20 protein-coding genes are annotated in these 25959 nt (G+C 67.1%); 12 read left to right on the top strand and 8 right to left on the bottom strand.

Going from position 1 to position 25959, the window contains the following annotated elements:
- Nucleotides 1–3 precede the first annotated feature (3 nt).
- From VIP82_RS22580 to VIP82_RS22525, 12 genes are all read left to right on the top strand, one after another.
- Nucleotides 4–930, top strand: coding sequence for a carbohydrate ABC transporter permease (locus tag VIP82_RS22580; RefSeq protein ID WP_116194285.1), 927 nt, complete (start codon nt 4–6; stop codon nt 928–930).
- Complete coding sequence (locus tag VIP82_RS22575; RefSeq protein ID WP_301113659.1) at nt 927–1853, top strand: carbohydrate ABC transporter permease; 927 nt, start codon at nt 927–929, stop codon at nt 1851–1853. The genes VIP82_RS22580 and VIP82_RS22575 overlap by 4 nt, the downstream gene beginning before the upstream one ends.
- Nucleotides 1837–2718 carry an SMP-30/gluconolactonase/LRE family protein gene (locus VIP82_RS22570; protein ID WP_331912804.1) on the top strand — a complete coding sequence of 294 codons (882 nt, stop codon included), beginning with the start codon at nt 1837–1839 and terminating at the stop codon, nt 2716–2718. The genes VIP82_RS22575 and VIP82_RS22570 overlap by 17 nt, the downstream gene beginning before the upstream one ends.
- A complete protein-coding gene (locus VIP82_RS22565) occupies nt 2715–3878 on the top strand; it encodes a mandelate racemase/muconate lactonizing enzyme family protein (protein WP_331912802.1) in 1164 nt (387 codons plus the stop codon). Before VIP82_RS22570 ends, VIP82_RS22565 begins: the two co-directional genes overlap by 4 nt.
- Before the next feature lie 154 nt (nt 3879–4032).
- A complete protein-coding gene (locus VIP82_RS22560) occupies nt 4033–6789 on the top strand; it encodes a BNR-4 repeat-containing protein (protein WP_331912800.1) in 2757 nt (918 codons plus the stop codon).
- Between the two features lie 89 nt (nt 6790–6878).
- Nucleotides 6879–7820 carry a sugar kinase gene (locus VIP82_RS22555; protein WP_331912798.1) on the top strand — a complete coding sequence of 314 codons (942 nt, stop codon included), beginning with the start codon at nt 6879–6881 and terminating at the stop codon, nt 7818–7820.
- Entirely contained in the window at nt 7817–8422 is a 606-nt protein-coding gene (locus VIP82_RS22550; protein WP_331912796.1) for a bifunctional 4-hydroxy-2-oxoglutarate aldolase/2-dehydro-3-deoxy-phosphogluconate aldolase, read from the top strand. Before VIP82_RS22555 ends, VIP82_RS22550 begins: the two co-directional genes overlap by 4 nt.
- A gap of 414 nt (nt 8423–8836) precedes the next feature.
- Nucleotides 8837–9562, top strand: a complete 726-nt coding sequence (locus tag VIP82_RS22545; protein WP_331912794.1) for a hypothetical protein — start codon at nt 8837–8839, stop codon at nt 9560–9562.
- A gap of 133 nt (nt 9563–9695) precedes the next feature.
- Nucleotides 9696–11759: a GNAT family N-acetyltransferase gene (locus VIP82_RS22540; protein WP_331912792.1), complete on the top strand. Its 2064-nt coding sequence runs from the start codon at nt 9696–9698 to the stop codon at nt 11757–11759.
- An 814-nt stretch (nt 11760–12573) separates the two neighbouring features.
- Nucleotides 12574–15582 carry an AAA family ATPase gene (locus tag VIP82_RS22535; RefSeq protein ID WP_331912790.1) on the top strand — a complete coding sequence of 1003 codons (3009 nt, stop codon included), beginning with the start codon at nt 12574–12576 and terminating at the stop codon, nt 15580–15582.
- A 225-nt stretch (nt 15583–15807) separates the two neighbouring features.
- On the top strand, nt 15808–17304 hold the full coding sequence (locus VIP82_RS22530; RefSeq protein WP_331912788.1) for an aldehyde dehydrogenase family protein: 1497 nt from the start codon (nt 15808–15810) through the stop codon (nt 17302–17304).
- 50 nt (nt 17305–17354) lie between these two features.
- Complete coding sequence (locus tag VIP82_RS22525) at nt 17355–18833, top strand: GMC family oxidoreductase (protein WP_331912786.1); 1479 nt, start codon at nt 17355–17357, stop codon at nt 18831–18833.
- A 69-nt stretch (nt 18834–18902) separates the two neighbouring features.
- Here the strand turns inward: VIP82_RS22525 and VIP82_RS22520 are convergent, their stop codons facing one another.
- The 8 genes from VIP82_RS22520 to VIP82_RS22485 are packed head-to-tail and all read right to left on the bottom strand — an operon-like array spanning nt 18903 to nt 25809.
- Nucleotides 18903–20321: an aldehyde dehydrogenase family protein gene (locus tag VIP82_RS22520; protein ID WP_331912784.1), complete on the bottom strand. Its 1419-nt coding sequence runs from the start codon at nt 20319–20321 to the stop codon at nt 18903–18905.
- Complete coding sequence (locus tag VIP82_RS22515; protein ID WP_331912782.1) at nt 20318–21226, bottom strand: NAD(P)-dependent oxidoreductase; 909 nt, start codon at nt 21224–21226, stop codon at nt 20318–20320. The genes VIP82_RS22520 and VIP82_RS22515 overlap by 4 nt, the downstream gene beginning before the upstream one ends.
- Nucleotides 21223–21621: a 4-carboxymuconolactone decarboxylase gene (pcaC, locus tag VIP82_RS22510; RefSeq protein WP_310244900.1), complete on the bottom strand. Its 399-nt coding sequence runs from the start codon at nt 21619–21621 to the stop codon at nt 21223–21225. The genes VIP82_RS22515 and pcaC overlap by 4 nt, the downstream gene beginning before the upstream one ends.
- Nucleotides 21622–21633: 12 nt before the next feature.
- Complete coding sequence (locus VIP82_RS22505) at nt 21634–22578, bottom strand: MBL fold metallo-hydrolase (RefSeq protein ID WP_331912780.1); 945 nt, start codon at nt 22576–22578, stop codon at nt 21634–21636.
- Nucleotides 22572–23723 (bottom strand): FAD-dependent oxidoreductase, encoded by a 1152-nt coding sequence (locus tag VIP82_RS22500; RefSeq protein ID WP_331912778.1) that lies wholly within the window; start codon nt 23721–23723, stop codon nt 22572–22574. Before VIP82_RS22500 ends, VIP82_RS22505 begins: the two co-directional genes overlap by 7 nt.
- A 23-nt stretch (nt 23724–23746) precedes the next feature.
- A complete protein-coding gene (locus tag VIP82_RS22495; protein WP_310244906.1) occupies nt 23747–24274 on the bottom strand; it encodes a YbhB/YbcL family Raf kinase inhibitor-like protein in 528 nt (175 codons plus the stop codon).
- Between the two features lie 37 nt (nt 24275–24311).
- On the bottom strand, nt 24312–25004 hold the full coding sequence (locus VIP82_RS22490) for a GntR family transcriptional regulator (RefSeq protein WP_310244907.1): 693 nt from the start codon (nt 25002–25004) through the stop codon (nt 24312–24314).
- Between the two features lie 49 nt (nt 25005–25053).
- Nucleotides 25054–25809, bottom strand: coding sequence for a cupin domain-containing protein (locus VIP82_RS22485; RefSeq protein ID WP_331912776.1), 756 nt, complete (start codon nt 25807–25809; stop codon nt 25054–25056).
- Nucleotides 25810–25959 lie beyond the last annotated feature (150 nt).

Below are 25959 nucleotides of genomic sequence, written 5' to 3'. Positions count from 1 at the left end.
CGAATGACAAGCACGACTGCACGACACCGCGAACGTCGTAAGGCGACGATCTGGGGCTATGTGTTCATCCTTCCCCTGCTCGTACTCTTTGTGGGGTTCACGATCTGGCCGATCCTTGCCAGCTGGGGCTACTCCTTCTTCGACTGGAACGGAGTCGGCGCGCCGCAGGACTGGGTCGGGTTGGACAACTTCGTCGAAGCGCTCACCGCACCCGCCTTCTGGAACGCCTTCACCAACTCGTTCCTCTTCTCCCTCGCGGCCCTGCTGATCGAGCTGCCACTCGCGCTCGTGCTGGCAGTCATCCTGAACAACCAGTTGCTGCGCATGCGCAATCTCTACCGTCTTGCGTTCTTCCTGCCCGTGGTCGCCACCACCGCGATCGTCGGCATGGTCATGGCCGTGCTCTTCGCTCCCGTCGGTGGCGTCGTCAACGAAGCTCTCCTCGGCCTGGGGCTCGTCGAGCGGCCGGTCAACTTCCTCGGCAACCCCGACCTCGCGCTGCCCACCGTCATCGCGGTGGACATCTGGAAGGGCTTCGGAATCACTCTGATCTACTGGTTGGCCGCGTTGCAGACCGTCCCCAAGGATCTCATCGAGGCGGCTCGGATCGATGGCGCCAACGCGTTCCAGCAACTGCGATACGTCACCGTCCCCGTCCTCATCCCCATCGCCGCCGTCATCCTCCTGCTCACGTTCCAGCGCAGCCTGAACACCTTCGACCTCGTGCAGGTCATGACCGGGGGAGGGCCCATCTTCTCCACCGACGTGATCTCCACGTACATTTACCGATACGCGTTCGATCCCGGGGCAGCGGCACCGCGCTACGGCTTCGCGTGCGCAGTCGGTGTGATCTTCGGCTTGTGCACGCTGGTCCTCACCCTGCTTCAGGCACCCTTCCTCAACGCCGGAATCAGGAGGAACGCCGCATGACCGCTTCACTGACGCCGAGCATCGCCGACAGCGAACCCGCCGCAACGGGAGCCCCCATGATCCCCAAGACGCTGCCGAGCCCACGCACGGGGCGCGCCCGTGGGGAGCGTCGGCGGGTGCGATGGTGGCACCTGCTTCTCGCGCCCATCGCCTTCATCTGGGTGTATCCGTTCCTGTGGATGGTCACCGCCGCCTTCAAGTCGCAACGGGAGATGCTCCTGGGCGGTATCGGTCTCTGGCCCACCGAGTTCACACTCGACAACTTCGTGCGAGCGTGGACCGTCGGCCGGTTCGGCGAGTACACCCTGAACACCCTCGTCTTCTCGGCGGCCGTCGTGTTCATCGTCGTGGCGGTGTCGTCGCTCGCAGGATACGCACTGTCCGACCCGCACCTCGTGGGGCGCAAGGTGATCATGGGCGTCCTGATCGCCGCCATGTTCATCCCGCACGGGTACACGATCATCCCGGTGTTCCAGTTGGTCACCGCCCTGGGGCTGCAGAATGGGCTGATCGGTGCCGCGCTCGCCCAGGCATCCGGACTCGCCGTTCCCGTCCTTCTCTACGTCGGATTCTTCTCCGGTCTGCCGAAAGAGCTCCATGAGGCGGCTCGGATCGATGGGGCAGGCTACCTGCGCCGGTTCTACTCCGTCGCCCTTCCACTCGCCAAGCCGGTCACCGGCACCGTCGTGCTCCTGAATTTCATCGGCGCCTGGAACGCCTTCTTCATCCCGCTCGTCTTCACTCTGGGCCGTCCGGATCTGCGCACCCTCGGCGTCGGGATGTACAACTTCTTCGGCACGGACACCACAGACTGGACAGGTCTCGCCGCCGGCGCGTCGATCGCGATCATCCCGATCGTCATCGTGTTCCTCTTCCTCCAGCGCACATTCGTCGAGGGGGTCGCGGGTGCGGTCAAGAGCTGAGCCGATCAGTGACCGGTTCGGTCAAGCCGAGTCTCCCCGGATCGACCCCCGCTCGGGTGAACTGCTCTGGATCGATCTGATCTCGGGCTGTTTTCACACCGGTCGCTTCGCGGATGGAGCGGTGATCACCACGCGGTCGGTTCGAGTCGGCCCTCATATCGGTGCCGCCGCCCCGCTCGTCGAGCACGGCGCAGGCTGGATCGTCGCCGCCGGTCGAGATCTGGTGCATGTCACGGACGAAGGATGCCTCTCACCTCTCGTGGCCGGAATCACACCGGATGCCACCCGCACCCTCAACGACGGCGTCTGCGCCCCGGACGGATCGTTCTGGGTCGGCTCGCAGACGCATCCCCGCCGACCGGCAGGCGCGCTGTACCGAATCGATCCATCCCTGTCCGTCACGCGAGTTCTGGACGCGGTGACGGTCTCCAACGGCATCGTCTTCGACGCGACGGGCGAGACGGTGTACTACGTCGACACGCTGCCGCACCGGCGGCTCGAGCGCTTCGCCGTGCACGCCGGCGGTCTCTCCGGGCGTGTCACCGTGTCGGAGTGCTCCGGCGGCAACCCTGACGGGATCGCCCTCGACGACGACGGCGATGTCTGGGTGGCGATGTGGGATGCCGCGGAAGTACGTCGCCTCACGAGCGACGGGCGTACCGCGCAGATCGTGCCGCTGCCCGTGAGCAGACCGACGGCGGTCGCCCTGTGGGAGGGCGCCCTTCTCGTCACGACCGCCCGCGTGCCGGGTGAGGAGCTCGCGGGCGGGATCCTCGCCGTGGACGTCGGGCGCAGCGCCGCGCCCACTCCCGCTTTCGCGGCGACGATCGCCGGCGGCGCCGGCGTTGAAGGGACGAACACGTGACCACGACAATCCGTTCCGTCGAGACATTCCGCTTGCGGGTGCCACGCGACAACGGCGCGCCGACGGAACGCTTTCGAGCTGCGCCCCGTGTGCGCAGCATCTATCCCACCGCAGACGAACTCCTGCTCGTGCGCATCGCCACCGATGATCACGTCGGATGGGGCGAGGCTCTCGCCCCCGCTTCCCCCGAGGCGCCGGGTGCTCTCATCGACGAGGTGTTCGCGCCGTTCCTGGTGGGCGTCGACATCGCCGCCGGCGCTCGGCCGCTGACGCGCCGGTTGCAGCAGACGGGGCGTGAGCGTGGACACCTGTCGGGCATCCAGGCCGACGCGATCGCCGCAGTGGACATCGCGCTGTGGGACCTGTTCGGCCAGGTGACCGCGTTGCCCGTGAAGACACTGCTCGGTGGGGCGAACGTCGACGCCGTTCCCGTCTACATGAGCGAAGTGAACGGCGCCTCGGCGCACGCCAAGGCGGCAACTGCCGCGTTGCTCTACGAGCGAGGGATGGAGCGGTTCAAAGTCCATCTCGTCGGACCGCCGGAGATCGCGCTCGCCGAGTACGACGTCGTACGCTCCGAAGTCGGAACGTCGCGCCTCGCCTTGGATGCGCACTGGGTGCACGGCGCAGGGGATGCCCGCCGGCTCGCGCGCGGACTCGACGAACGGGGCGCCTGGTTCCTCGAGGCTCCCCTCGCGCCCGAGGACGTCGACGGGCATGTGCGTCTTGCGGCCTACAGCGGCACGTCGATCGCGATAGGTGAGGCGATGCGGCACCGCTTCGAGTTCGCGCAGTGGGCGGGTGCGGGAGCGATGGCCATCGCCCAACCCGACCTCGGGCGCACGGGCATCACGGAGGCGATCTCCATCGCCACCATCATGGGCGCCCACCATATTCCCCTCGCGCCACATCATTCGATGGCGTCCGGCATCGCCTATGCAGCGGCTCTTCACGTGTCGGCGGCGGTCGATGATCTGCTGGCGGTCGAGTGGGGTCCGCGTATCGCCGAGAGGTCGGACTCCTTCCTCGATGTCGCGTTCCTCGAGCCGATCGGGACGTCCGGAGCCTGGATCGAGGGCGGAGTCGTCGCGGTTCCTGCAGGCGCCGGGCTCGGCATCCACGTCGACGAAGAGGCGGTCCGCAGGCTCGCCGCAGGATGAGTTCTCGGCCTCGGAGATGAGACCCCCTCTCAGAGGAGGGGGACTCGTCGTGCACGCACGCAATTAACAGATGGTTCTTGTATCCAATATCTGGATGCGATATCGTCATCACGACGCAATGATGCTCAGAATGGAGTCGCTCATGAAGTTACGCATGCTTCTGGCTGCCGCAGCCGCCGCGACAGTCGCTATCGGCCTGATGGCCGCGCCGCCCGCGATCGCGGACGTACCGCCGGGTGAATCGCTGCAGATCGAACAGGTCCCCGGCGCCGTGGATCAATCGAACCGGGCCGGGTGGTGGCATCCGATCGCCGAATACGACGGTTCCACCTACTTCGCGTACGACGCTCCAGCAGCGACGGATCGGCGCCATCAGGTCGTGCTCGCAAAACGAGACGCGCTGGGGGCGTGGACCTCCGCGTGTCTCCCGTCGCCGGAGGGCGGCTGCGTCGAGTACCTGGACGACAACGGGCACAGCCAGCCCTCGATCGCGATCGACGGCGACGGGTATGTGCACGCCTTCGTCTCGATGCACAACAGCGGCTGGCAGTACTACCGCTCGCAGGAGCCGGGTGGCATCGCGATGGTCGACGCATCGGGCGAGATGCCCGATCAGGCGAGCGTGTTCACGTACCCGGTCCCGGCAACGGCGCCCAATGGCGATATCTACCTGCTGATCCGAGCGAATCCCGGCGAGCGGTACATGGGCAACCTCTACCGCTACGAGCTGGCGTCATCCGCATGGACGCGGGTGGCGACCGTGGCAGACCAGGAGGGCTTCACCCCGTACCCTGACGATCTCCAGGTGGACGCGAACGGACGGGTTCACCTGCTCTGGGAGTGGACCCATGTGCCGGGTGCATCCGGTGACCGCTACGACGGGACATACCTCGTCTACGACCCTGCTGCCGGCACGTTCGAGGATGTCAGCGGTGGTGAGGTGACGCTTCCGGCCACGACGACGTCCGCTCGATACGAATCCCGTCCGGGGATCATCCAGACCGCCCGGATGACGCTTGCTGACGATGGTTCGCTGTCAGGCGTGGCCTACCGCTACAACGACACCGGCCAGTTCGGCGTGCTGTGGGCGGAGTGGGACGGCGCCCAGTGGGTTCGCGAGACCTTGTTGGAGCCGACCACGGTCACCGCGTCCCTCGGGGCCACGGAAGCCGGTGGCATCACACGAGTGTTCTTCAATCAGGAGACGACGGACTGCCGCGATCTGGACATCCACTGGCGTGGAGGACTCACGGTGGTCGAGCGTCGCGGCGACGGCGACTGGGAGACGTACTGGCTCGGGGGAGAACGCAACACGGCGCAGATGGCTGCCTACATGCGCCCCGACGGCACCGACGTGCTGTACCTGAGTTCGTGGCTCGACTCGCCCATCGACCACCCCGCGCTCTACTTCGCGACACTTGACCGCGAGGGTGAGATCGTCCCCGCCGCGCCGGGCAGCGGCGTGATCCCGGACAGTGGCGACCTGCTCGCCGGTGCCACCGTGACGGCGAGCAGCACTCGGACGCCGACACATGCGGAATGCGTGGCGGATGGCAACTATTGGGGGGAGAACAGTCGCTGGGTGTCGGCGGAAGGCGACGCGGCTCCCACCCTCACGCTGACGATGGACGCCCCGCAGTCGATGTCCGAGTTCCGCGTCTACAGCGGCACTCGCGGCGAGAACATCGTCACCGACTTCACCGTTCGGGTGCGCAGCGGGGGAGTCTGGACGACCGTGGCTTCTGTCAAAGGCAGCCCGATCAGTCCGGCGGTCGTCGTCCTCGACCAGCCCGTGACCGGGGACGCCGTGCGCATCGTCTTTCCCCGCGGGACGACCCGCATCTACGAGATCGAAGCGTATGCGCAAGCCACCTCATCGGCGCTCATCGCGTACGGGGCGAGTTCCACCCCGCCTTTCATCGAGAATCCGGGCGGTGCCAGCGACACGACGTTCACGGTGTACAACCGCAGCGCGAGCGCACGGACGGGGGAGCTCTCCATCCTGTCTCCGCAGGGCTGGACGATCACCCCTGCGACACAGCCGTACAGCATCCCGGCCGGAGGGAAGCAGACTGTCACGTTCACGACCACCGCCCCCGCCGACGGCACGTTCGCGGCCGTGGAGCTGAACGTCGTCGACGCTGAGGAGGGAGAGCTTCTGGCCATTCCGATCGAGTTGCGTGACGGCATCCTCCACGCGACCGACGGTGCGCCCTGGTACACAGAGACGGGCGCATGGCTGGACAGCAGCCTGGTCGGATTCCACGACACACGCTCGCGCTACGCTCAAGCACAGTCGTGCGCCACGGCGACATGGACCCCGACGCTGCCGGCGAGCGGTGTGTACACCGTCTCGGTCTTCGCGACGACGAACTCGCAGAGTGCGACCCAAGCGGTCTACACGGTCGCTCACGCGAACGGCGTGACCCCGATCGCCGTCGATCAAGCTGCGGTGAGCGGTGAATGGATCACACTCGGCACCTTCGAGTTCGACGATACCGCGAGCGCATCGGTAACCCTCTCCGCATACGGCACCGGATATCACCGTGCGGGATCGGTGTTCTTCGAAGAGGGCGGCGAGCTCACCGCACGCCCGGCCTTCCCGGAGATCGACTCGCCCTGCGCGGGCGTGCCGGAGCCCTACACCCCGGTCGAGGTATGCGAGGACTTCGATCGCACGGACCTCACGTGGAACTGGAACCAGGAGGTCGTCGTCACGAAGGGCGAGGTGACCGTCACCAAGCCGGCGGGGGGCCACGACGCCCTCCTTGTGAACACCGGAACCTTGACGGACACCTCAGCCACGGCCCTGTCCAACGGCGCGTGGGCGGCTGCGGAGCTTCCGGGACCTCTCTCAGGCACCTATGGCTCGAACATTCAAGCGCTGACCGTGTGTGGCTGGACGAGATGAACCGACCGCTGGTCGAACAGCCCAGTGCTGCTCGACCAGCGGCTCGGTCGCCAAGACAGTGATTCATACAACGACTGGAAACTCGTACCGTGACAGGTCCCGTTCTTACTCCCGACGTTCTGTGCATAGGGGAGTCGATGCTGCTCGTGGCGCCCACCGTGCCGACTCCGCTCGCGCTCGGGGCGACACTGACCTTGCACGTTGCCGGCGCCGAGTCGAACGTCGCCATGGATCTTGCCGCGCTTGGCTTCTCCTCCGCGTGGGCGAGTCTGATCGGGCCCGATCGATTCGGCGAGATCTTGCGGGACCACATCGCCTCTTCGGGCGTGGACGTCTCGCTGGTCGGCGTGGGGACGGGCCGCACGGGCGTGTTCTTCAAGGATCCGGGCGGGGACGCGACGAGCGTCATCTATTACCGGGACGGGTCCGCGGCGAGTCTCATGGGAGTGGAGCAGGCGAGGTCGTGGGCCCAGGCATCGCGACCTCGTGTCGTGCACGTCTCGGGCATCACGTCGCAACTCGGTCCGGGCCCCCGCGCGCTCGTCGACTCGGTGGTGGTGCAGCGCGCGTTCGCTGATGCAGTGGTGAGCTTCGACGTCAACTATCGCTCCTCCCTGGCGGGAAGCGACACCGCCGATCAGCTGCTCGCACTCGCGCGGCAGTCCGATGTCGTCTTCGTCGGCGCCGACGAGGCTCGCGCCGTGTGGGGCGTCGAGAAAGCAGGTCTCGCAGACCTCTTCTCGATAGGCGAGGCCGGCCCGAGCCACCTCATCGTGAAGGATGCTGACCTCGATGCGACGGAGATCACGACCAGCGACACCGTGGTGGTGCCCGCGCTCTCGGTAGACGTGCTCGAGCCTGTGGGTGCAGGGGACGCGTTCGCCTCAGGATGGCTCGGCGGCTTCCTGGACTCGGCCGACGCAGGCGAACGGCTCACCCGCGGGCACGCTGCGGCGGCGGTCGCGCTGAGGTCGATGTCAGACACCATCACTCCCGACCTGATCGAGTCCTCAGGAGCGACACTGCGATGAGCGACTTCTTCGAGGAGATGACTTCACGCGCGCCGGTCGTGGTCATCCTGCGCCGCGAGTCCCCGGACCGCACCGTCGAGCTCTGCCACCTGGCGTGGGACCTCGGCGTGCGCCTTGTAGAGGTGCCGATCGCATCGGCGTCCGCGGTTCCCGCGTTGCAGGCCGCTACGGCCGCCGCGACCGCCCGTGGCGAATTGGTCGGTGCGGGCAGCATCCACAGCGTCGATCAGTTTCGCGTGGCCGTGGACGCCGGCGCGGCGTTCACCGTCGCGGCCGCGACCGATCGCGAGATCATTGCCCTCGCGGCATCCGCCGGAATCCCACATCTTCCGGGGGTGGGGACGGCGACCGATGTGGCGACGGCCCTCGCAGGCGGTTGCAACTTCCTGAAGGCCTTCCCCGCATCTCTGCTCACCCCGGACTGGATCAGGGCCATGCGCGGCCCATTCCCGTCAGCGAAGTTCGTCGCGACCGGAGGCGTTGATGCCGGCAACGCTCTCGCGTTCCTCGAGGCCGGGTGCTCCGCTGTCGCCTTCGGGTCTTCGTTCGCCGCCCCTGCCACGGCAGCCGTCATCTCCGCCCTCGTGGGTCATCCCAGCTGATGACGAACGGCATCGGGTGGATTGAGCAGGATGGGGCGTGGGGGAGATCCGCGGAATTCCGCGGATCTGCGATTGGACGCGGATGCCGGCGGGAGTGCTGGAACGGGGATTCTGTGGACTTTCTGCGGACTCGCGGCCGAGATCGCCTCGAACGTCTGTGGACGCCGGTGGGCGTGCAACTTCGTGAACAGCGATGACGCAGGCTCGTCCGGTGCCAGGCCGCCGAGTCCACGGCCTGATATCCGGTGCCAACGAAGATGGCCGTGACCCTCATCGGGTCACGGCCACCAATTCTTAATCCAAGTGTTGCCTAGCTTCGAATCGAAGCCAGAGGACTGAGTTCGCCACTGGAACGTGACTATTATGCCACGTGTCCGCCTTGAGGGCATCAGCGCTATCAATAGGATCTAGTCCGTGCCCGATGCCACCCTCGACTCAGCGACTTCGGAGAAGTTCCTGTCCGCGGGACGGCTAGGAGTGTACCTGGCCGCAGCCGAGAACGATCAAGGGCGAGCGCTCCGGCTGTACGAGTGGAACGCAAGCATCACCGCCGTTCTGCTGCACGACGCAGGGCATCTCGAGGTCTTGCTCCGAAATCGGTACGACCTTGCGCTGAGTGCTGCCTTCCCAGGTTGGACCTCACCAACCGATTCTCTGTGGAAGATCGAGCGGGGTCTTGAGGCTGCCCGGATCAAGCAGCGACGGACGAACCAGAAGTCGCGGACCGCGATTGAGATGGCGCGTAGGGGTACCCGCACCCACGGGCACGTGGTTGCGAACCTCACGTTCGGGTTTTGGTGCGCGCTTACCCGGGCCGAGCGGGAATCGACGATCTGGACGCCAGTACTGAGCCCGATATTCGCTCCCCGCGCCCGCGGGCAGATTCACGATGAGGTCGAGAAGCTGAACGCTTTTCGCAACCGTCTCGCTCACTGGGAGCCGGTATTCAGCCGAACGACGGGGCTGGTGCGACAACTTCAACGAGTCGACTCGATGTTCCGCTTGCTCGACAGCGACGTGGCGGCGTGGGTTGGTGAACGGTCGACCGCTCTCGAGATGCTCCACGACGCGCCGGAACCGCTGTTCGCACCGTGGACCGGAACGTATCTCGGGCGCACTGCTGCGGTGGGCCGGTCCTGATCGCAGACACCCGGCACCCTGCGCCAAGAATCCGCGCTCGCCCTTGCAGCGACGCACGCAGTTCGAAATGAAGGTAGGAGTGTCACGAAAGTCGTGTCACTGGATACACGTGCAACTAGGCCACGATGAGATCATGAGTGACAGCACGGAGATCCGGCGGTGGGAGCCAGGCGCTCCTGACGCCGAATCGCAGCTACGGCTCGTGATCCACCTCGCCAAGCAGCACCGACAAACATTGGGATTTCTCCCGGACGCCGTCTTCAGGGACGCCGGGAACAAGGGCCAGTTGCTGATTGCGCTTGAGGACACCGTGGTCCTCGGCTATGTCCTGTACCGCGTCACGCGGTCTGTTATTCGGCTGACACACGTGTGTGTGTCGGGAGCGGCGCGCGGACGTGGGCTTGGTCGTGAGCTTATCGATCAGGCGATCGCTGACAATCCGTCCGCGACGGGAATCATTGCGCGTTGTCGACGCGACTACGGGCTCAACCGGTTCTGGGCAGAAGCTGGCCTGTCGCCCTCCTCGGAGGCAGCCGGAAGAAACGCGCAAGGACTGCCCCTTACGCTCTGGACCCGCCCTCTTGGAGCCCCGGATCTCCTGTTGTCGAGCGCCCTGGAGTCGACTAAGCCGCTGGCAGTGCTTGACTCGAACATCGTTATCGACCTCTACTCCTCTGCTGAGGTTCAGCGGCCTGATCGGGCCGCGTCGCAGGGGCTCATGGCGGACTGGGTCGCCGAGGAGGTGACGTTTGCCGTGTCGGTTCAACTCGACCACGAACTCAACGACAACGAAGACGCCAGTGAGAGGGTGCGTCAGATTGCGGGGGCACAGGGCTGGGTTCGCCTACCCACTACCCGACCCCACGACACATCGATCGAACGCGAGCTTGTCGCCTCGTTCGGCGGGAGAGCGGTAGCGCGCGATCCCAGTCTGGAAAATGACGCCAAGCACCTCGCCGACGCCGTCCGGGCCGACGCGCAGTACTTCATAACAAACGACGAAGGAGTGCTTGCAGCGCGCGGCTCCATCAAGGATCGGTTCGGGGTCGCGATAGTCCGGCCGCATGAGTTGATTGCCGATGTTCTCGAGTCGTCCGGCGTCCTGCAAACCTACGCTCCCGGGGTATTCGAGCACATCGATCTGCGTTGGCATGATGCTCGGGACTTCTCAGACGAGCAGTTGGAGCAGGCGTTCCTGTGCTTCGCGGAAGGCGAGCGAGCGAAGGAATTCCGCCCCTCGCTGAGGGCTGCACTGGCCGCCGGCGAGGCGAAGGTGCTGATCGAAGACCGCGGAGCTGTTGCCTTGCTCGCGGTGCGACCCCGAAATGATGAGTTGCAAGTTCCGATCATGCGCGTCGCTTCCTCTGCTCACGATTCCTCGATCGCCCTTCAGCTCGCGCGTCAACTCAGACTGGACGCATTGGAGCTGGGGCTCCAACGCGTAGCGATCACTGACAAGCGGCTTCCTCGAAAGATTGTCGGAGCGCTGCGCGAGGACGGGTTCTTTCGAGACGAGGACGGCTTGTACTCGGCCCGCCCCATAGGCCGGCACGTCACTGCCGGCGAGCTTCCGCATGATTCGGAGTTGCAAGTGTTGCTGGATCGCGTGGGATCTACGCAGGCTGGCGAGTCGGTGTCTCGCGCGCTCGAGTGGCGACATTGGCCGATCAAGATCTGGGACGAAAGCATGGCTTGCTACGTCGTTCCGATCAGGCCGTCGGCGGCGATGGAATTGTTCGGTTACCCGCCCAACCTGCTGCAACAACGCAGAGCGCTCGGCTTGTCTCGGCGCCATGTGTACTACCGCAGTGGCCGAAGCAACCCGTTCCGATCGCTGCCGGGGCGAATTCTCTGGTACGCCTCAACTGAGGGAACCAATATCGTTCAGAAGTTCTTCGCGATCTCCGTCGCTGTCGCAAGCCAGACCATGAGTGCCGAAGAAGCGCACCGCAAGTTCAGCGGGATGGGCGTCTACAAGCGATCGCAGGTGGAGGCGGCAGCGGATGGTCGTGGACGCGTGACTGTCCTCGAGATCGAGGACACGGAGGTTCTTCAGCGGCCGGTGTCGCTGGCATCCTTTCGCCAGTACGCGAAGCCGCACAGGGTCGCGGCAGAATTTGTCTCGCCGAGGCCCATCCCATCGGAACTATTTCGGTCACTCATGAACGCGCATCATCAGCCTCTGGAGACCCGATGACGGGTGCCATCCTCATGTCGATCCGGCCACGGTACGCGGAAGCGATACTCGCGGGTCAGAAGTCGCACGAGCTTAGGCGCCGATTCTCGGCTCGGCCGGCCGGCAGCAAGGTTTTCGTCTATGCGTCGAGCCCTGTTTGCCAGTTGGTCGGGTCCTTCTCGATTGGCTCGGTCGACACCATGCCAGCGTGGCTCGTTGCGCGCCGACGGCGGCGGGCAACCACACTGTCATCTGCGGAGATACTTGACTACCTTCGCGGCCAGCGGCACGGCACCCTCATCGAGGTCGCCGAGCCGCATCGATTCCCGGCGCCGATCGGTTTGGCGCAACTGCGGGCGTGGGGTCTAGAGCCGCCTCAGAGCTATCGCTTGTTGAGCGACGCCATCTCGCACCTAATCGAGGATCAAATCGCAGCGTCACACGAAGTGAGTGCGATAGATGAATCGCCAATTGATCGACCGCACGCTCGTAGCCCACAGCGGCGAATCGAGCTTCTGAGCGCCTGACCGCGCGACACGGCTCACCAACTCGCTACCGCGACCCGGAACCTACCCGCACCGAGCACTCGATCTCGACCTACGCTCGATCGAGACAGCGATGCACGCAGGCACTTTCTGTGGAACTCGTTTCGAGTTAAGCAGTTTGCCGATACGCTGGGCTTGTGCGCGGAGGTCTGGAGCGCTGGAAACGGGGTGTCGGAGCTCAGGGGGTTCGACAGGCGATCGGCTACGCGTTCCAGGGATCCTGTGACTCGCATCTTCGGTCGGCGGGTACTGACGCGCTCGCCGCATACGGTGGTGTCGGGCTCGCCGGCGTGCCCCGATTCATCGTCGATGCCGGCGTCATCTCGACGGACACCCTGGACGAGGTCGCGCTGCGGCGCTGGATCGACGGTCGGGATCCGGAGACGGATGAGAGGCGCGGTCGTGACCTGAGCTCGGCGGACGCGGACCTGATCTTGGACGGCACGATCAACGCGCCGAAGTCGTACAGCATCGCCGCCCTGATCCACCCCGAGCTGGCGTGCGAGTTCGAAGCGCTGCAGGACCGACTGAGGGATCGAATCATCACGACGTGGCAGCGCGAACTCAACGCCCGCCGCGGTGCCGGTGGCCGCATCCGTGAATCGCTGCAGCGGATCGAGGTCGTCGAACTTCGGCACCGCCGGTCCCGGGCGCTGGACCCGCACGTCCATCGGCACCTGTGGCTGAACGTGAAGGTGCAGGGGGAGGACGGGAACTGGTCCAACGTGGACTCCCGGGTGGCAATGAAGATGCACACTCTGGTCAACGCGGAGGGGGATCTCGCCGCCCGCACCGACCCGTGGTGGCGGCGGGCGTTGGCGAGACATGGGTTCACCCTGAACGCCGAGGGGGAGATTGCGGAACTTGCGCACGCGGTGCGGCCGCTGTCACGCCGGTCGACGCAGATCGAAGCGAACCGGGCGATGCTGCTCGCGGCATGGCGAGCCGAGCATCCGGGGCAGGAGCCGAGCCCTGACCAGCTGCATCAAATCGACCGGCTGGCGTGGGCGAAAGCGCGCCCCGACAAGCCCGGCGAGGTCGATGAGACCGCGTGGGAACAGCTCATCGCCGAGGAGCTCGCGGCCATCGACCCCGCTGTGCTGCGGCCTCGATCCGTGGTGCCGGTGCACGGGCCGGCCATCGCGGATCTTGACTTCGAGTTTCTGGCGGCACGGGCGACCGTGGAAGCGGATGCCCGATCGGCATGCTGCGGGGGCCGTTTCAGCGTGTTCGATATCCGGGCCGGCGCGACGCGCGCGGTCGCCGACTCCGGGGTCGTCGCTCCGCGGGCCGACTTGGAACCGGTGATTGCCGAGGTCACCCATCGGGCGCTCGAGCTGACGGTGGATCTGCTGCCCGACGAGGCCGAGCGGCCCGCCCACGTGAAGGCGTACATGGCATCGTCGACGGCGGCGCTGAAGCTCGAGCTTGCGGCGCGGTTCGACGCCCTCGCCTACGCCGGCGAGCCGGTCGACGCCGCGACGGTCGTGGCAGCCTGCGACGAGGTTCTCGCCGAAACGGTCGAGCTGGACGAACGGCAGGTGGCTGCGGCGGCGGCGATCGCGGGTACCGATCGGCTGGTGTCGGTGACGGGCCCGGCGGGAGCGGGCAAGACGACGATGCTGCGGGTTGCGAGGAGCGCCCTGTTCCGGCGGGGGCAGCGGATGGTCGTGGTCGCCCCGACGAAGAAGGCGGCGTCGGTCGCGGGGCGTGAGCTCGGCGCCGCGGCATCCAGCCTGCATGCCCTGCTCGCTGACCACGGGTTCCGGTGGACCCGCGACGTCGCCGGCGCTGAGACCTGGTCTCGCCTGGCGCCGGGCGATCTCGATCACGCCACCGGAAGGATCTACGAGGGGCCGCGCCGATTCCCGCTGACCGCCGGCGACCGAGTGGTGGTGGACGAGGCCGGAATGGTTGACCTGCACACCGCGAACGCGCTGGCGACCGTCGCCAGCGAGACCGGTGCCGGCATCGCAATGATCGGCGACCATCTCCAGGCCCGCCCGGTTGGACACTCCGGCGCCATGGCGGCCATGACCCGGCGAGCCACCGCCGTCATCGAACTGACCGCGGTGCACCGCTTCCACGACCCCGACTACGCCGCGTTAACGCTGCGAATGCGCGAACCCGGCTCCAAGGAAGCCGCGCTGGCGGTGGCGGAGGAGCTGCACGGCCGTGGGTTGATTCACCAGGTCGCCGATCACACCCAGGCTCGCGAAGTGATGGTTGAGGCCTACTTCCGATGGACCGCCGGCCACGGCCGAGTCGCGCTGGTGACCAGCACCAACGAAGAGGCTGACGCGATCAACGAGGCCATCCAGCAGCGCCGGGTCGACGACGGCCACCTCGCCCTCACTCGGATCGCCGTCGGGCAGGACGAGCAGCGCCTCCTCGAGGGCGATATTGTCCAGACCCGCCGCAACGACACGCACGCGGATGTCGAGAACCGTGCCCTCTGGACAATCCGCCGCATCACCCCGACCGGTGTCGAACTGGCCAGCCTCAGCGACAGTGGCGACCATCGCACCGTGAACCACGAGTATGCCGTCCAGCACGTGCACCTCGCCTACGCGTCCACGGTCCACGGCATCCAGGGCGAGACTACCGATGCGTCGATCGTCGGACCCGGCGTGGATGCATCCGGGTTGTATGTCGGGATGACCCGCGGCCGGATGCACAACGAGGTCATCGCCATCGCCCAGACTGACGCCGCCGCGAGGGACCGGATCGCGGACAGCATGCTCCGTGGCATCCCCGAGGTGAGCATCGACGACGCCGCCCGCGCCGCCCGCACCGAACTCGGCCGAGCCGCGCGCACCCCGGAACGGGGGAGCGCGCCACCGGCACCCTGGACCGACAGGACCCGCCGACCGCTCGGCCACGAACTCGACATCGACCGCGTCGCCCGCGTGCGGCGAGAACGCGAACGCGAACTTCACCAGCAGCTCGAGAACACCCGCGAGTGGCTCCACCGCACCCGAAACACCCTCCTCGAGCTGGACGCTCGCATCGCCGCTAGTAACGCCAGCGACCACGCCCGCGTCGAACGCCGCGCCGACACCCTCGCTGCCTCTCGCCGCCAGCTCATTGGTCAGTACGACGCGCGCTCAGCGGACTACGCGGATCTGATCGCCATCCATCGTCAGCACACACAGTTGGTCGCGGCGGCCGAAACGGAACGGCGGGTCCGGCTGGCACTGACAGCGGATGCCCGACGAGCGGAGGACGCGGCGCGTCAAGGCGCTGCTAGGCCCGCGTTGGCGAGCCCTCTGCCGACGCGAGCTGGCCCGACGAGATAAACAGCTCAGCTCACGGGCATCACCGCGTTGGCCAACCCCCAGCACCGCAAGGCTTCTCACCAACGGTGAATCCGATGCCGCAGGCCATCGGAGAAGGAGGCGAGCGCGTGGTATCTGCCATACCAGAACCTATAATGAGATGATTCATCTGCCGGAAACGTCCGCAATACATCGGCGTACAACTCGGCATCTAGTATCCCAGACAAAGCTGTCCTAAGGAGCCCCATGGTAACCGCGACCTCCACATCCCCTGCTGGCGCCGACATCCGTCTGGCCGAGCGCATGTACATCGACGGCGAATGGGTGGAGGCGCTGGACGGCTCCACTTTTCCTGTCTACGATCCCGCCGACGGCACCGTCATCGCTCGCGTGCCCGCGGGCGGCGCGGCCGACGTCGACCGGGCTGTTGCGGCAGCACGGCGAGCGTTCGATCCCACAGGCGTGTGGCGCACCATGACTCCGCAGGCGCGCGGCAAGGTGATCTGGAAGCTCGCCGATCTGGTTGAGGAGAATGCCGAGAGGTTCGCGCTCGTCGACTCCATCGACAGCGGCAAGCCGATTAACGAGATGCGGTTCTTCGACATCCCCTTCTCCGTGGACGTGCTGCGCTATTACGCCGGGTGGACGACGAAGATCACCGGTGACACGATCCCGATCTCGTACCCCGCAAGCTTCGGCGGGAAGTTCCACGCGTACACGCTGCGTGAGCCGGTCGGGGTCGTGGCCGCGATCGTGCCCTGGAACCTCCCCCTGCTGATGGCGGTCAAGAAGCTCGCGCCAGCGCTGGCGACCGGATGCACGATCGTGCTTAAGCCCGCCGAGCAGACTCCGCTCTCGATCGCGCTCCTGGCCGAGCTCGCCGAGCAGGCAGGCATCCCGCGGGGCGTCGTCAATTACGTCACGGGCCTGGGTGAGAGCGCCGGCGCCGCACTCGTTGACCACCGCGACGTCGACAAGGTGACCTTCACCGGCTCCGTCGCGACCGGCAAGGCGATCGTGCGCGCCGCGGCCGACAACCTCAAGCGGGTGTCGCTCGAGTTGGGCGGGAAGTCCCCCAACATCGTGTTCGACGACGCCGACCTGGATGCGGTCGTCGCGGGCGCCGCCGCGGCCGCGTTCGCCACGCAGGGCGAGAGCTGCATCGCCGGGTCGCGCCTGTACGTGCAGCGCGGCGTGTTTGACGAGGTTGTGCGCCGCCTCTCCGACCATGCCGCCGGCATCAAGCTGGGCCGTGGCACCGACCCCGAGACGCAGATGGGCCCGCTCATCTCCGCAGAGCATCTGGCGCGGGTGCTGTCATACATCCAGATCGGCCGCGACGAGGGCGCGCAGGTCGTGACCGGCGGTGCCGGCTGGGGAGATTCCGGATACTTCGCGCAGCCCACCGTGATGGTCGGCGCGCGGAGCGACGCCCGCATCATGCACGAGGAGATCTTCGGGCCTGTCGTCTCCGCGGTACCGTTCGACACCGAGGAGGAGGTCGTCGCGCTCGCCAACAACACCCGCTTCGGGCTTGGCGCCGGCGTCTGGACCCGCGACATCTCCCGCGGGCACCGCATGGCCTCCGCCATTGAGTCCGGCCAGGTCTGGATCAACTGCTACCAGGCCGCCGACTCGGCCATGCCGTTCGGCGGCGTGAAAGAGTCCGGCTGGGGACGCGAGACCGCCCGTGAGACGCTCGACGAGTATCTCGAGACAAAGTCGGTGGTGGTGGCCCTGTGAGCAAGGGCTCACCGGTACCAGCTCCCGACGGTCGCCGCAGCGCGGATATCGTGATCGTCGGCGCTGGCACCGCGGGCAGCGTTCTGGCGGCGCGCCTTACCGAGGACCCGGAGGTGCGGGTCATCCTCCTGGAGGCGGGTCCGGATGAGCGCAGCGAACGCATCGACACCACATGGACATGGCCGGCGCTGCAGAAGACCGACGTCGACTGGGACTACGAGACCGTCGTGCAGGCTGGCACGGGGCATGCGCACGCCGTGCCCCGGGGTCGGGCGGTCGGGGGGACCGGCACCACCAATGCGATGGCGTTCCTGCGCGGTGTGCCTGAGGACTTCGACACCTGGGCGTACCTCGGATGCACGGGATGGGACTATGCCTCCGTGCTGCCCTACTTCCGACGCTCTGAGGATGCCCCGCACGGCGACGCGCGTTGGCGGGGTCGCGGCGGGCCGCTGCATCCGCGTCCGTCGCAGAACCTGCACCCGTTGTCGCAGGCCTACCTTGCGGCGGCGGCTGAGCTGGGGTACCCCTCCGGCGGAGATCTCAACGGGCCCGCCCCCCGCGGTGCCGCCGCGCACGACCTCATGATCCACGACGGCGTGAGGGAGAGTACCGCTGGCGCCTACTTAGCGCCCGCGCGGAAGCGGCCCAACCTCACGGTGATCGCCGATGCCGAGGTCCAGCGCCTCCTGTTCGACGCGAACCGCTGCACGGGTGTCCGCGCGCGCATCGACGGGGAGACGGTCACGATCTCGGCGACGCGGGAGGTCGTGCTCGCTGCCGGCGCGATCGGCACCCCGCTGCTCCTGCTGCGCTCGGGGATCGGCCCCGCCGAAGACCTCGAGGCCGCGGGGGTGCCGGTCATGCGCAATGTGCCAGGCGTGGGCCGCGATCTCCAGGACCACATCATCCTGGCGGGGTTGACGATGCATGCGGACGAGGAGATCGCCCCAGCCCAGGCGAACCTCGGTGAAGTTACCATGTTGCTGCACAGTGAGCCCGGGCGCGCCTCAATCGACCTGCAGATCGTGTTCATCCATGTCCCGTTCGCTAACCCCTGGCAGACGGTGCCGAAGCACGGCTACACCTTCGGGATCGGGCATATGCGCCCGCACAGCCGGGGCACGGTCACCCTCGGGGCCGACGGGCAGGCGATCATCGACTTCCGCTACCTGGATGACGAAGAGGATCTGCGGGCGCTTGTGGCGGGGGTTCGCGTCGCACTCGCCCTCAGCGAGACCGAAGCGTTCGCACCCTATCGGTCCGCGTCGCATCCGCTGGTCGGTACGTCCGACGCGCAGATCGCGGCCTTCGTCCGGGGGGCTGTGCAGTCGTACGGCCACGCCAGCGGGTCGTGCCGAATGGGTTCGGACGCCGCCGCGGTGGTGGATCCGCGTCTACGCGTGAGGGGGGTCGCCGGCCTGCGGATCGCGGATGCCTCGGTCATGCCCGCGATCGTGTCGACCAACACTAACGCCGCCACCGTCATGATCGCGGAGAAGGCGGCCGACCTGATCCGCTTCGGCTGAGCCGCTGGCACACAACGAAGCGGGGCGCCCTTGGCGAGGGCGCCCCGCTTCGTGCCGGGCAGTGGGCGCTCAGCGTCCGGGGGCGATGCGCACGCTGATGCTCTTCAGGTGGGAGTAGTGGGCGAGCGCCTCGATCCCCTTCTCCCGCCCGTATCCGCTCGCCTTGTGACCGCCGAACGGCATCTGCACCGACTGCGTCGACCACGAGTTGATATACACCTGCCCCGCCTCGATTGCCTCGGCGACCCGGAAGGCGCGGGAGATGTCGGCGGTGAAGACCCCGCCGACGAGACCGAAGTCCGAGTCGTTGGCCAAGGCGACCGCTTCCTCCTCGGTATCGAACGGGATGATCACCAGCACCGGTCCGAAGATCTCCTCGCGTGCGATCCGCATATCGTTGGTGACCCCTGAGTAGACGGTCGGCTCGATGTAGAAGCCGTCCGCGTCGACGACGGCGCCGCCCGTGCGCAGCACGGCGCCCTCCTGCTCCGCTACCTCGAAGTACTCCTGCACCGTCTCGTACTGGCCGCGCGTGATCATCGGCCCGAGGGTGTCGCCCGGGCGGTATTGGCGCGTCGCTTCGATCACCGCCCGGGTGAGATCGGTCTCGATGCCTCGCTGCACGAGCAGCCGGGTCCCGGACGAGCAGACCTGCCCGGCGTTCGTCGCGAATGCTCGCACCGCCTCCGACGCGGCGAACGCAAGGTCGGCGTCGTCGAACACGATGTTTGCCGACTTGCCACCCAGTTCGAGCGTGAGCGGCAGGATGCGCTCGGACGCGATGCGCCCGATCTCCTGCCCGGTCGGCACCGAGCCGGTGAAGGCGACCTTGCGTACCAGCGGATGCCGCACGATGGCGGTTCCCACCTCGGCACCGCGTCCGAGCACCACGTTGAAGACACCGTCCGGGACACCCGCCTCCGTGGCGATGCGCGCAAGCGCGACAGTCGCGCGCGATGTGGTCTCGGCGGGCTTGGCGACGACGGTGTTGCCGGCGGCCAGTGCCGGGGCGCAGGCGCGTGCGGCCTGGTTCAGTGGAAGGTTCCATGGGGTGATGACGCCGATGACGCCGAGCGGTTCGCGCAACGTGTATACGTGCAAGTCCGGGCGGATGTCCAGGACGTCGCCGGCGGGCAGATGCACCAGCGAAGCGTAGAACTCGAAGTAGTCCGCCGCGCCCTGGATCTCAGCGCGCGCGAGCGCGTCCGGCTTGCCAGTGTCGGCGATCTCCGCCGCAGCCAGCTCGTCCATCGCGGCGACGATGCCGTCAGCCACACGTGCGAGGATCCGCCCGCGCTCCGTCGAGGCGATGTGCCGCCAGCCGTGTTTCGCGGCATCCGCGGCGCGCACAGCGTGATCGACGTCTGCCGCCGTGCCGAGCGTCACAGTGGCGCCCTCTGCCCCGGTGGCGGGCGCGGTCCCCACCCGGGTCGTCCCGTCCACGGTCGGCGTGGACCGGCCATCGATCCAGTGCTCCAGAACACTCACGATCGAGCACTCCTCTCCTCGGAGCCGGAAGCCCCAATCAGTCGGTACATCTCGGTGTGGTCCGCGTCGCGTGCGGCAAACGAGGCGATGCCACGCCACTGCTGCGCGACGGCGTCGGATACGTCACCCGGCGTTCCGATGCGATGCGCGAGGTCCACCGCGATGCTCACGTCCTTGGACATCAGCGGCAGAGTGAACCCGGAGTCGAAGGTGCCGCTCAGCATGAACGCGGCCACCTTGCGCTCGCTTGTGTTGGTGCGCCCGGAGGAGCTGTTGAGTACCTCGGTCATCATGGCCGGGTCGATCCCGAACCGCGCCGCCGTCTGCAGCGCCTCCACGGTCACCGACACCGTCGTGGCCGAGACGAGGTTGTTGAGCGCCTTCGCAGCATGGCCGCTGCCCACCTCGCCGACATGGATGACGGTGGCGGCGAGATGCTCCAGCACCGGGCGCGCCTCGTCAAGATCGGCACCGGCGCCGCCGACCATCGTCGAGAGCGTGCCGGCGATCGCGCCGCGCACGCCGCCGGACACCGGCGCATCGATCAGCCGCAAGCCCAGCCCGCCCAGCCGTTGGGCGAGCGAGGTGGTACGCAGAGGCTCGGAGGAGCTCATATCGATGACGAGCGCGCCGCGCCGCAGGCGCCCCGCCAGTCCACCCTCCTCCAGCACCGCCTCCACGATGTTCGAGTCCGGGAGCATCACGATGAGGATGTCCAGCTCGTCCAGCGGATCTTGCTCCGACAGGTCCAGGAGCGCGGCACCGGGCTGGGCGACGAGGAATGCCGCCACCGCGGCGGGAACGGCATCGGCCACCTGCAGCGCGTAACCGGCGGCCGCCAGACGTGTCGCCATTGGGGTGCCCATTCGGCCGAGACCGACGAACCCGATCGCGGGAACGCTCATGCCTGCCCCGCGCTCTGCTCCGCATCCATCGCCGACAACACCTCTGCGGCGAGGCGGAATGCATCAAGGGCGGCGGGGGCGCCACAGTAGACGGACACCTGCAGGAGCACCTCCTTGATCTCGTCGCGAGTGACGCCGTTGTTGATCGCGCCGCGCACGTGCGTCTTAAACTCGTGCGGACGGTTCAGGGCGCTGATCATGCCGAGGTTCAGAAGGCTGCGATCCCGTCGGCTCAGTCCTGGCCGGTTCCAGACGTCGCCCCAGCAGTACTGCGTGACGAGCTGCTGCATGTCCATCGAGAAGTCGGTGGCAGCAGCGAGCGAGGCGTCGACGTAGGCGTCGCCGAGCACAGCACGGCGAGTACGCAGCCCCGCTTCGAAAAGCTCGTTGTTCATGATGGTGTCCTCTCATACACGGGCGAGATCCGCCCAGTCGTTGACGATGAACGCGCGCGCGTTCGAAGGGTCGGGGGGCGCGCCATCCGGCGAGCCGTGCCCGATGGTGCAGGCCGAGTGGCCACCGAAGTGGCCGGGGACGATCACGAGATGACGGTCGGCCGCCTCGCCGAGTAGCCGGCGACGCGTCGCGCGCGCCCCCGCCGGGTCTTCGCAGAAACAGCTGTTCACATCCGGTGCGGCCAGCTGCACAGGAGAGTGGAGGATGTCGCCCAGGAACAGGGCGCCGGAGCCTCCCGATTCGACCCGCAGGACGGACGATCCCGGCGTGTGCCCGGGAGCAGCCTCCAGCTGAAGATCGGAATCGATGCGGTGAGCGCCGTCCCATAAACGCAGCTGACCAGCGCGGTGGACTGGAGCGACACTGTCCTCGAACACGTTCTGGTTGCCGTCGCCCTGCGGCCGGGGCACTAACTTCGGGTCCCAGAAGCGGAAGTCGGCCTCGGTGGCCAGGTACTCAGCGTGCGGGAATGTCGGCACCCACTCGCGGCCCTCCAGGCGCGTGTTCCATCCCACGTGGTCGACGTGCAAATGCGTGTTAATCACGATGTCGATGTCCTCAGGTTCCACGCCGGCGGCTCGCAGATTCGCGAGATACGCGGTGTTGTGGTGGGCGTACGCGGGTGCGTATGGGCGCTCTTTGCCGTTGCCCGCTCCGGTGTCGACCAGGATCAACCGCCCCTGACTACGGATCAGCCAGCTATTCAGCACCGAACGCAGCGTTCCGGTGGCGGCGTCGAGGAAGTCCGGCGCGAGCTCGTCGACGTGACGTGTCCAGAACTCTGGGTCGCTGTCCGGGAACAGGGACGACGGCTGGGCAGCGCTCGGACCCGCGTACTCCTGGATGCGCGTGATCTCCACGTCACCGACACCGAACGACGCGGGTGCGCTCACCACGAGCGGTTCACCTCCGGCACCGGATACTGCGCCTCGATCTCCGGGCTGATGGCGACGGAGACGAAGTTGGCGGTCTCCATCACCTCGGGGGTGAAGCCGGCCCCCTTGGCGAGCGTGCGCGTCTCCGCCATGTAGGCGGAGCGCGCCTGCGCCGCATCCGTCATCGCCCGCTCGCGAGACTCCCACGTCCGCAGGCCCTCGGAGAGGTCATCGAACTCGTCGAGGGTGTGCGCGAGCGCGACCGCGTTGACGATTCCGACGCTCGCGCCCTGCCCGAGGGCCGGGCACATCGCGTGCGCCGAATCGCCCACCAGCACGACGCGGTCCGTCGACCAGGGAGCGACCCTGTTGGTCTGGTAGCCGTCGTGCCGCGGGCCAACCGCGTGCTCGGCCGACACGATGAGCGGCGCGAGATGCGGGAACCGCTCGGACCACACCACGGGGTCGATCGGGATGCGCGACGCGCGTTCGTTCGTGGTCTCGGCCATCATGCCCATGTAGACCGTCTCCGGACCGCACGGCACGTACAGGATTCGCATCGCGTCCGGTTCGAGCGTCCAGTAGTCGATGACGCTGTCCCACTCGGCTCCGGCGAATTCCGGTGACCGCGGAACGAGCACGCGTACGACACCGTCTTTGTACTTCTTTCTCTCCTGAACGAACGCCGGCAGCGAGTTTCGCACCAGTGATCCGGCACCGTCCGCGCCGACCACCAGGTCCGCGCGATAAGAGGATCCGTCCTCGAGGCGGAGCACCCCGTCGGGGTCGGCGCCGACCGCTCGCGATGAAGTGACGATCTTGACGCCCGCGTCACGGGCGGCGTGGGCCATGATCGCGTGCAGTCGCGGCCGGGTGATCGCCCAGTACGGGTAGCCACCCAGCTCAGTGGTCGGCTCGGCACCGTTCAGGCTCGTTGCGTAGTACGTCGGTTCTGTCGCGTGTGCGCGGATCTGGTCGGCGAGGCCGATCGCGTCCAGCGACATCATGGCGTTGCGCCAGATGAGGATCCCCGCACCGAAGTCGCGGACCTCGTCGGACTGCTCGTGTACGCGCACGGACCAGCCGCGCCGGGCGAGGGCGATCGCGACGGTGAGCCCGGCGAAGCCGGCGCCGGCCACTTCGGCGTGTCGTTGTGTGGTCGTCATGAGGGTCTCCGTTCAGATGCGGGTCACGCGGTGGCGTCGACCCACACGGTCAGCACCGCGCGGGCGAGAGTGTGGAAGTGCAAGTTGAAGCCCAGCACCGTGGGGGTCAGATCGGGATCGATGTCCAACCGGGGCACGTCGACGGCGTGCACGATGAACACGTAGCGGTGACGGCCGGATCCGGCCGGCGGGTTGGCGCCCACATAGCCGCGGACCCGCACGTCATTGGGTAGCGTGAGCGTGCCTTCCGGCATGCCACCATCGGGCGAGCCGGCGCCGGTGGCCACGGAGGTGACCGACGCCGGGATGTTCGCGGTCGCCCAGTGCATGAAACCGATGCCGGTCGGGGCGTCAGGGTCATAACAGGTGATCGCGAAGCTCTGCGTCTCAGGCGGGAAGCCCGACCACGTGAGGTGTGGAGAGGCATCCTTCCCGCCGAGGTGCGGATCGCGCATAGCGAGCGGCTTCTCCCCGCCGTCGACCAGGTCGTCGCTGCGCAGGGTGAAGGACGGCGCAGGGGTGACGAGGGCGTAGGGGTCGTTCGTGTTCATGGGTGTCCGATCGGGTCAGTGGCCGACCGGAGACCGGTCAGCCGTCGAGGTTGGTCTGCATCATCTGCTGGGCAAGCTCCTGCCGGCCCTGGGTCACGTGGTGCCGCATGGCACGCTCCGCGGAGTCCGCATCGCGCATCCGCACGGCTTCGACGACGATCTGATGTTCGCTCATCGAACGGGAGAGCCTGCCGGGTCGCCGGGTCACGACGGTCGACAGGTAATTGCGGTGAAGGTGATCCGAGAGCAGACGGTACTGATCCATCAGGCGTGAGTTCGCGCTGCCCTCGAAGATGAGGCCGTGCATCTGCTCGTCCGCCTCGATGTAAGCCGCGGAGTCGTCGGCGGCCACAGCGGAGGCCATCCGCTGCATCAGCATGTCGAGCCGGTCCAGCAGCTCCTCGGAAGCTCGCGTCGCGCACAGCCGCGCGGCCATTCCTTCCAGGGCCTCGCGCACCTCGTACAGGTCCACGATCTCGCGCTGCGACACCCCGCGCACGAACGTGCCCCTGCGCTGCTCCACGATGACGAAGTCCGCGCGGGCGAGCATCTGCAGTGCCTCGCGCACCGGCATCCGACTCGTCCCGAACCGCTCGGCGAGGCGCCCTTCGGACAGCTTCGTTCCAGGCGCGAGAGTGCCTTGGACGATCTCCATCCGGAGCACGTCTGCGATCGACTCGCGCATCGAGGTTGCACCGTGCTCGGAGGTCAATTCGCCACGCGTCGTCATTGAGGAACCCTATCGAATCAGGTGCGTCCGGCTGCTTCGCGCGCATCTGTCATGCTCCGAGTGCCGGGAAGGTGTGCACGTAGAACTTGCGGATCGTCTCGGTGATGTTCCATGTGCCCACCCACCCGTACGGGAGGCCGAGGGCGCTTCCGGCCGTGAGCTCGTGGACGGTGCCGTCCTGATCGGTGATCGTGCCGGCGCCGGAGATGATGTACATGAAAGAGCCGCGGTGATCCTTCACCCGCGGGTAGATGCCCGGCTCGCACTCCCACATCGCGGCCAGCCCGTCGGGCCCGTCGAACACTGTGAGCTCGTTGGCGGTGCGCGCACCCGACACGATCGGGTCCATTGGCACGATCTCTGGCCATTCCCCACGCAGCACCGTCTCGGCATCGAGGAACACCGACGGCTGCACGTCCTCTCGGAGCGGCGCCACCGGCGTCGAGTGCAGATAGACCTTGCGGATCGTCTCGGTGATGGTCCAGGTGCCGACCCACCCAAAAGGCAGCAGCAGCACGGTGTCAGCGGTCAGCTGGTGGACGGTCCCCTCCTGATCGGTGATCGTGCCGGCACCCGACAAGATGTACATGAAGGAACCGCGGCGGTCCTTCACCCGCGGGTAGACGCCTGGGCCGCACTCCCACACGGCGAAGAAGCCGTCGACGCTATCCAGGAGCACGCGCTCGGTTGCGAACGGCGTCCCTTCTACGATCGGCTCCATCGAGATGCGGTCCGGGAGCCCGCCGCGCAGAACCTCCTCCGCGGAGAGGTAGACGGACGGGACGACGGGGGTGGGGGCGGTCATGACGCGGACTCCTTGATGGTGGTGTGGAACGGTGCAGAAACGGCGGGTCCTGGGTCGGGCAGACCCAGCAACTCGAAGGTCGGCCGGTGCAGGATGTCGTGCAGCTCGGTGTCGGTCACCGTCGTCAGCGATATGCGGCCGAGGTCGGCG

The sequence above is a fragment of the Microbacterium sp. genome, from assembly GCF_036566905.1.
Lineage (GTDB): Bacteria > Actinomycetota > Actinomycetes > Actinomycetales > Microbacteriaceae > Microbacterium.
The sequence above is the reverse complement of the archived record's forward strand: the minus strand, read 5'-3'. Positions and strand labels throughout refer to the sequence as shown.

Excerpts from the sequence above, each read along its gene's own strand:
- VIP82_RS22485 (WP_331912776.1), bottom strand. The coding sequence starts at position 25,809 with ATGACCGCCCCCACCCCCGTCGTCCCGTCCGTCTACCTCTCCGCGGAG.
- VIP82_RS22540 (WP_331912792.1), top strand. The coding sequence starts at position 9,696 with ATGAGTGACAGCACGGAGATCCGGCGGTGGGAGCCAGGCGCTCCTGAC.
- VIP82_RS22550 (WP_331912796.1), top strand. The coding sequence starts at position 7,817 with ATGAGCGACTTCTTCGAGGAGATGACTTCACGCGCGCCGGTCGTGGTC.
- VIP82_RS22575 (WP_301113659.1), top strand. The coding sequence starts at position 927 with ATGACCGCTTCACTGACGCCGAGCATCGCCGACAGCGAACCCGCCGCA.
- VIP82_RS22500 (WP_331912778.1), bottom strand. The coding sequence starts at position 23,723 with ATGACGACCACACAACGACACGCCGAAGTGGCCGGCGCCGGCTTCGCC.
- VIP82_RS22490 (WP_310244907.1), bottom strand. The coding sequence starts at position 25,004 with ATGACGACGCGTGGCGAATTGACCTCCGAGCACGGTGCAACCTCGATG.
- VIP82_RS22530 (WP_331912788.1), top strand. The coding sequence starts at position 15,808 with ATGGTAACCGCGACCTCCACATCCCCTGCTGGCGCCGACATCCGTCTG.
- VIP82_RS22515 (WP_331912782.1), bottom strand. The coding sequence starts at position 21,226 with ATGAGCGTTCCCGCGATCGGGTTCGTCGGTCTCGGCCGAATGGGCACC.
- VIP82_RS22560 (WP_331912800.1), top strand. The coding sequence starts at position 4,033 with ATGCTTCTGGCTGCCGCAGCCGCCGCGACAGTCGCTATCGGCCTGATG.
- VIP82_RS22495 (WP_310244906.1), bottom strand. The coding sequence starts at position 24,274 with ATGAACACGAACGACCCCTACGCCCTCGTCACCCCTGCGCCGTCCTTC.
- pcaC (WP_310244900.1), bottom strand. The coding sequence starts at position 21,621 with ATGAACAACGAGCTTTTCGAAGCGGGGCTGCGTACTCGCCGTGCTGTG.
- VIP82_RS22580 (WP_116194285.1), top strand. The coding sequence starts at position 4 with ATGACAAGCACGACTGCACGACACCGCGAACGTCGTAAGGCGACGATC.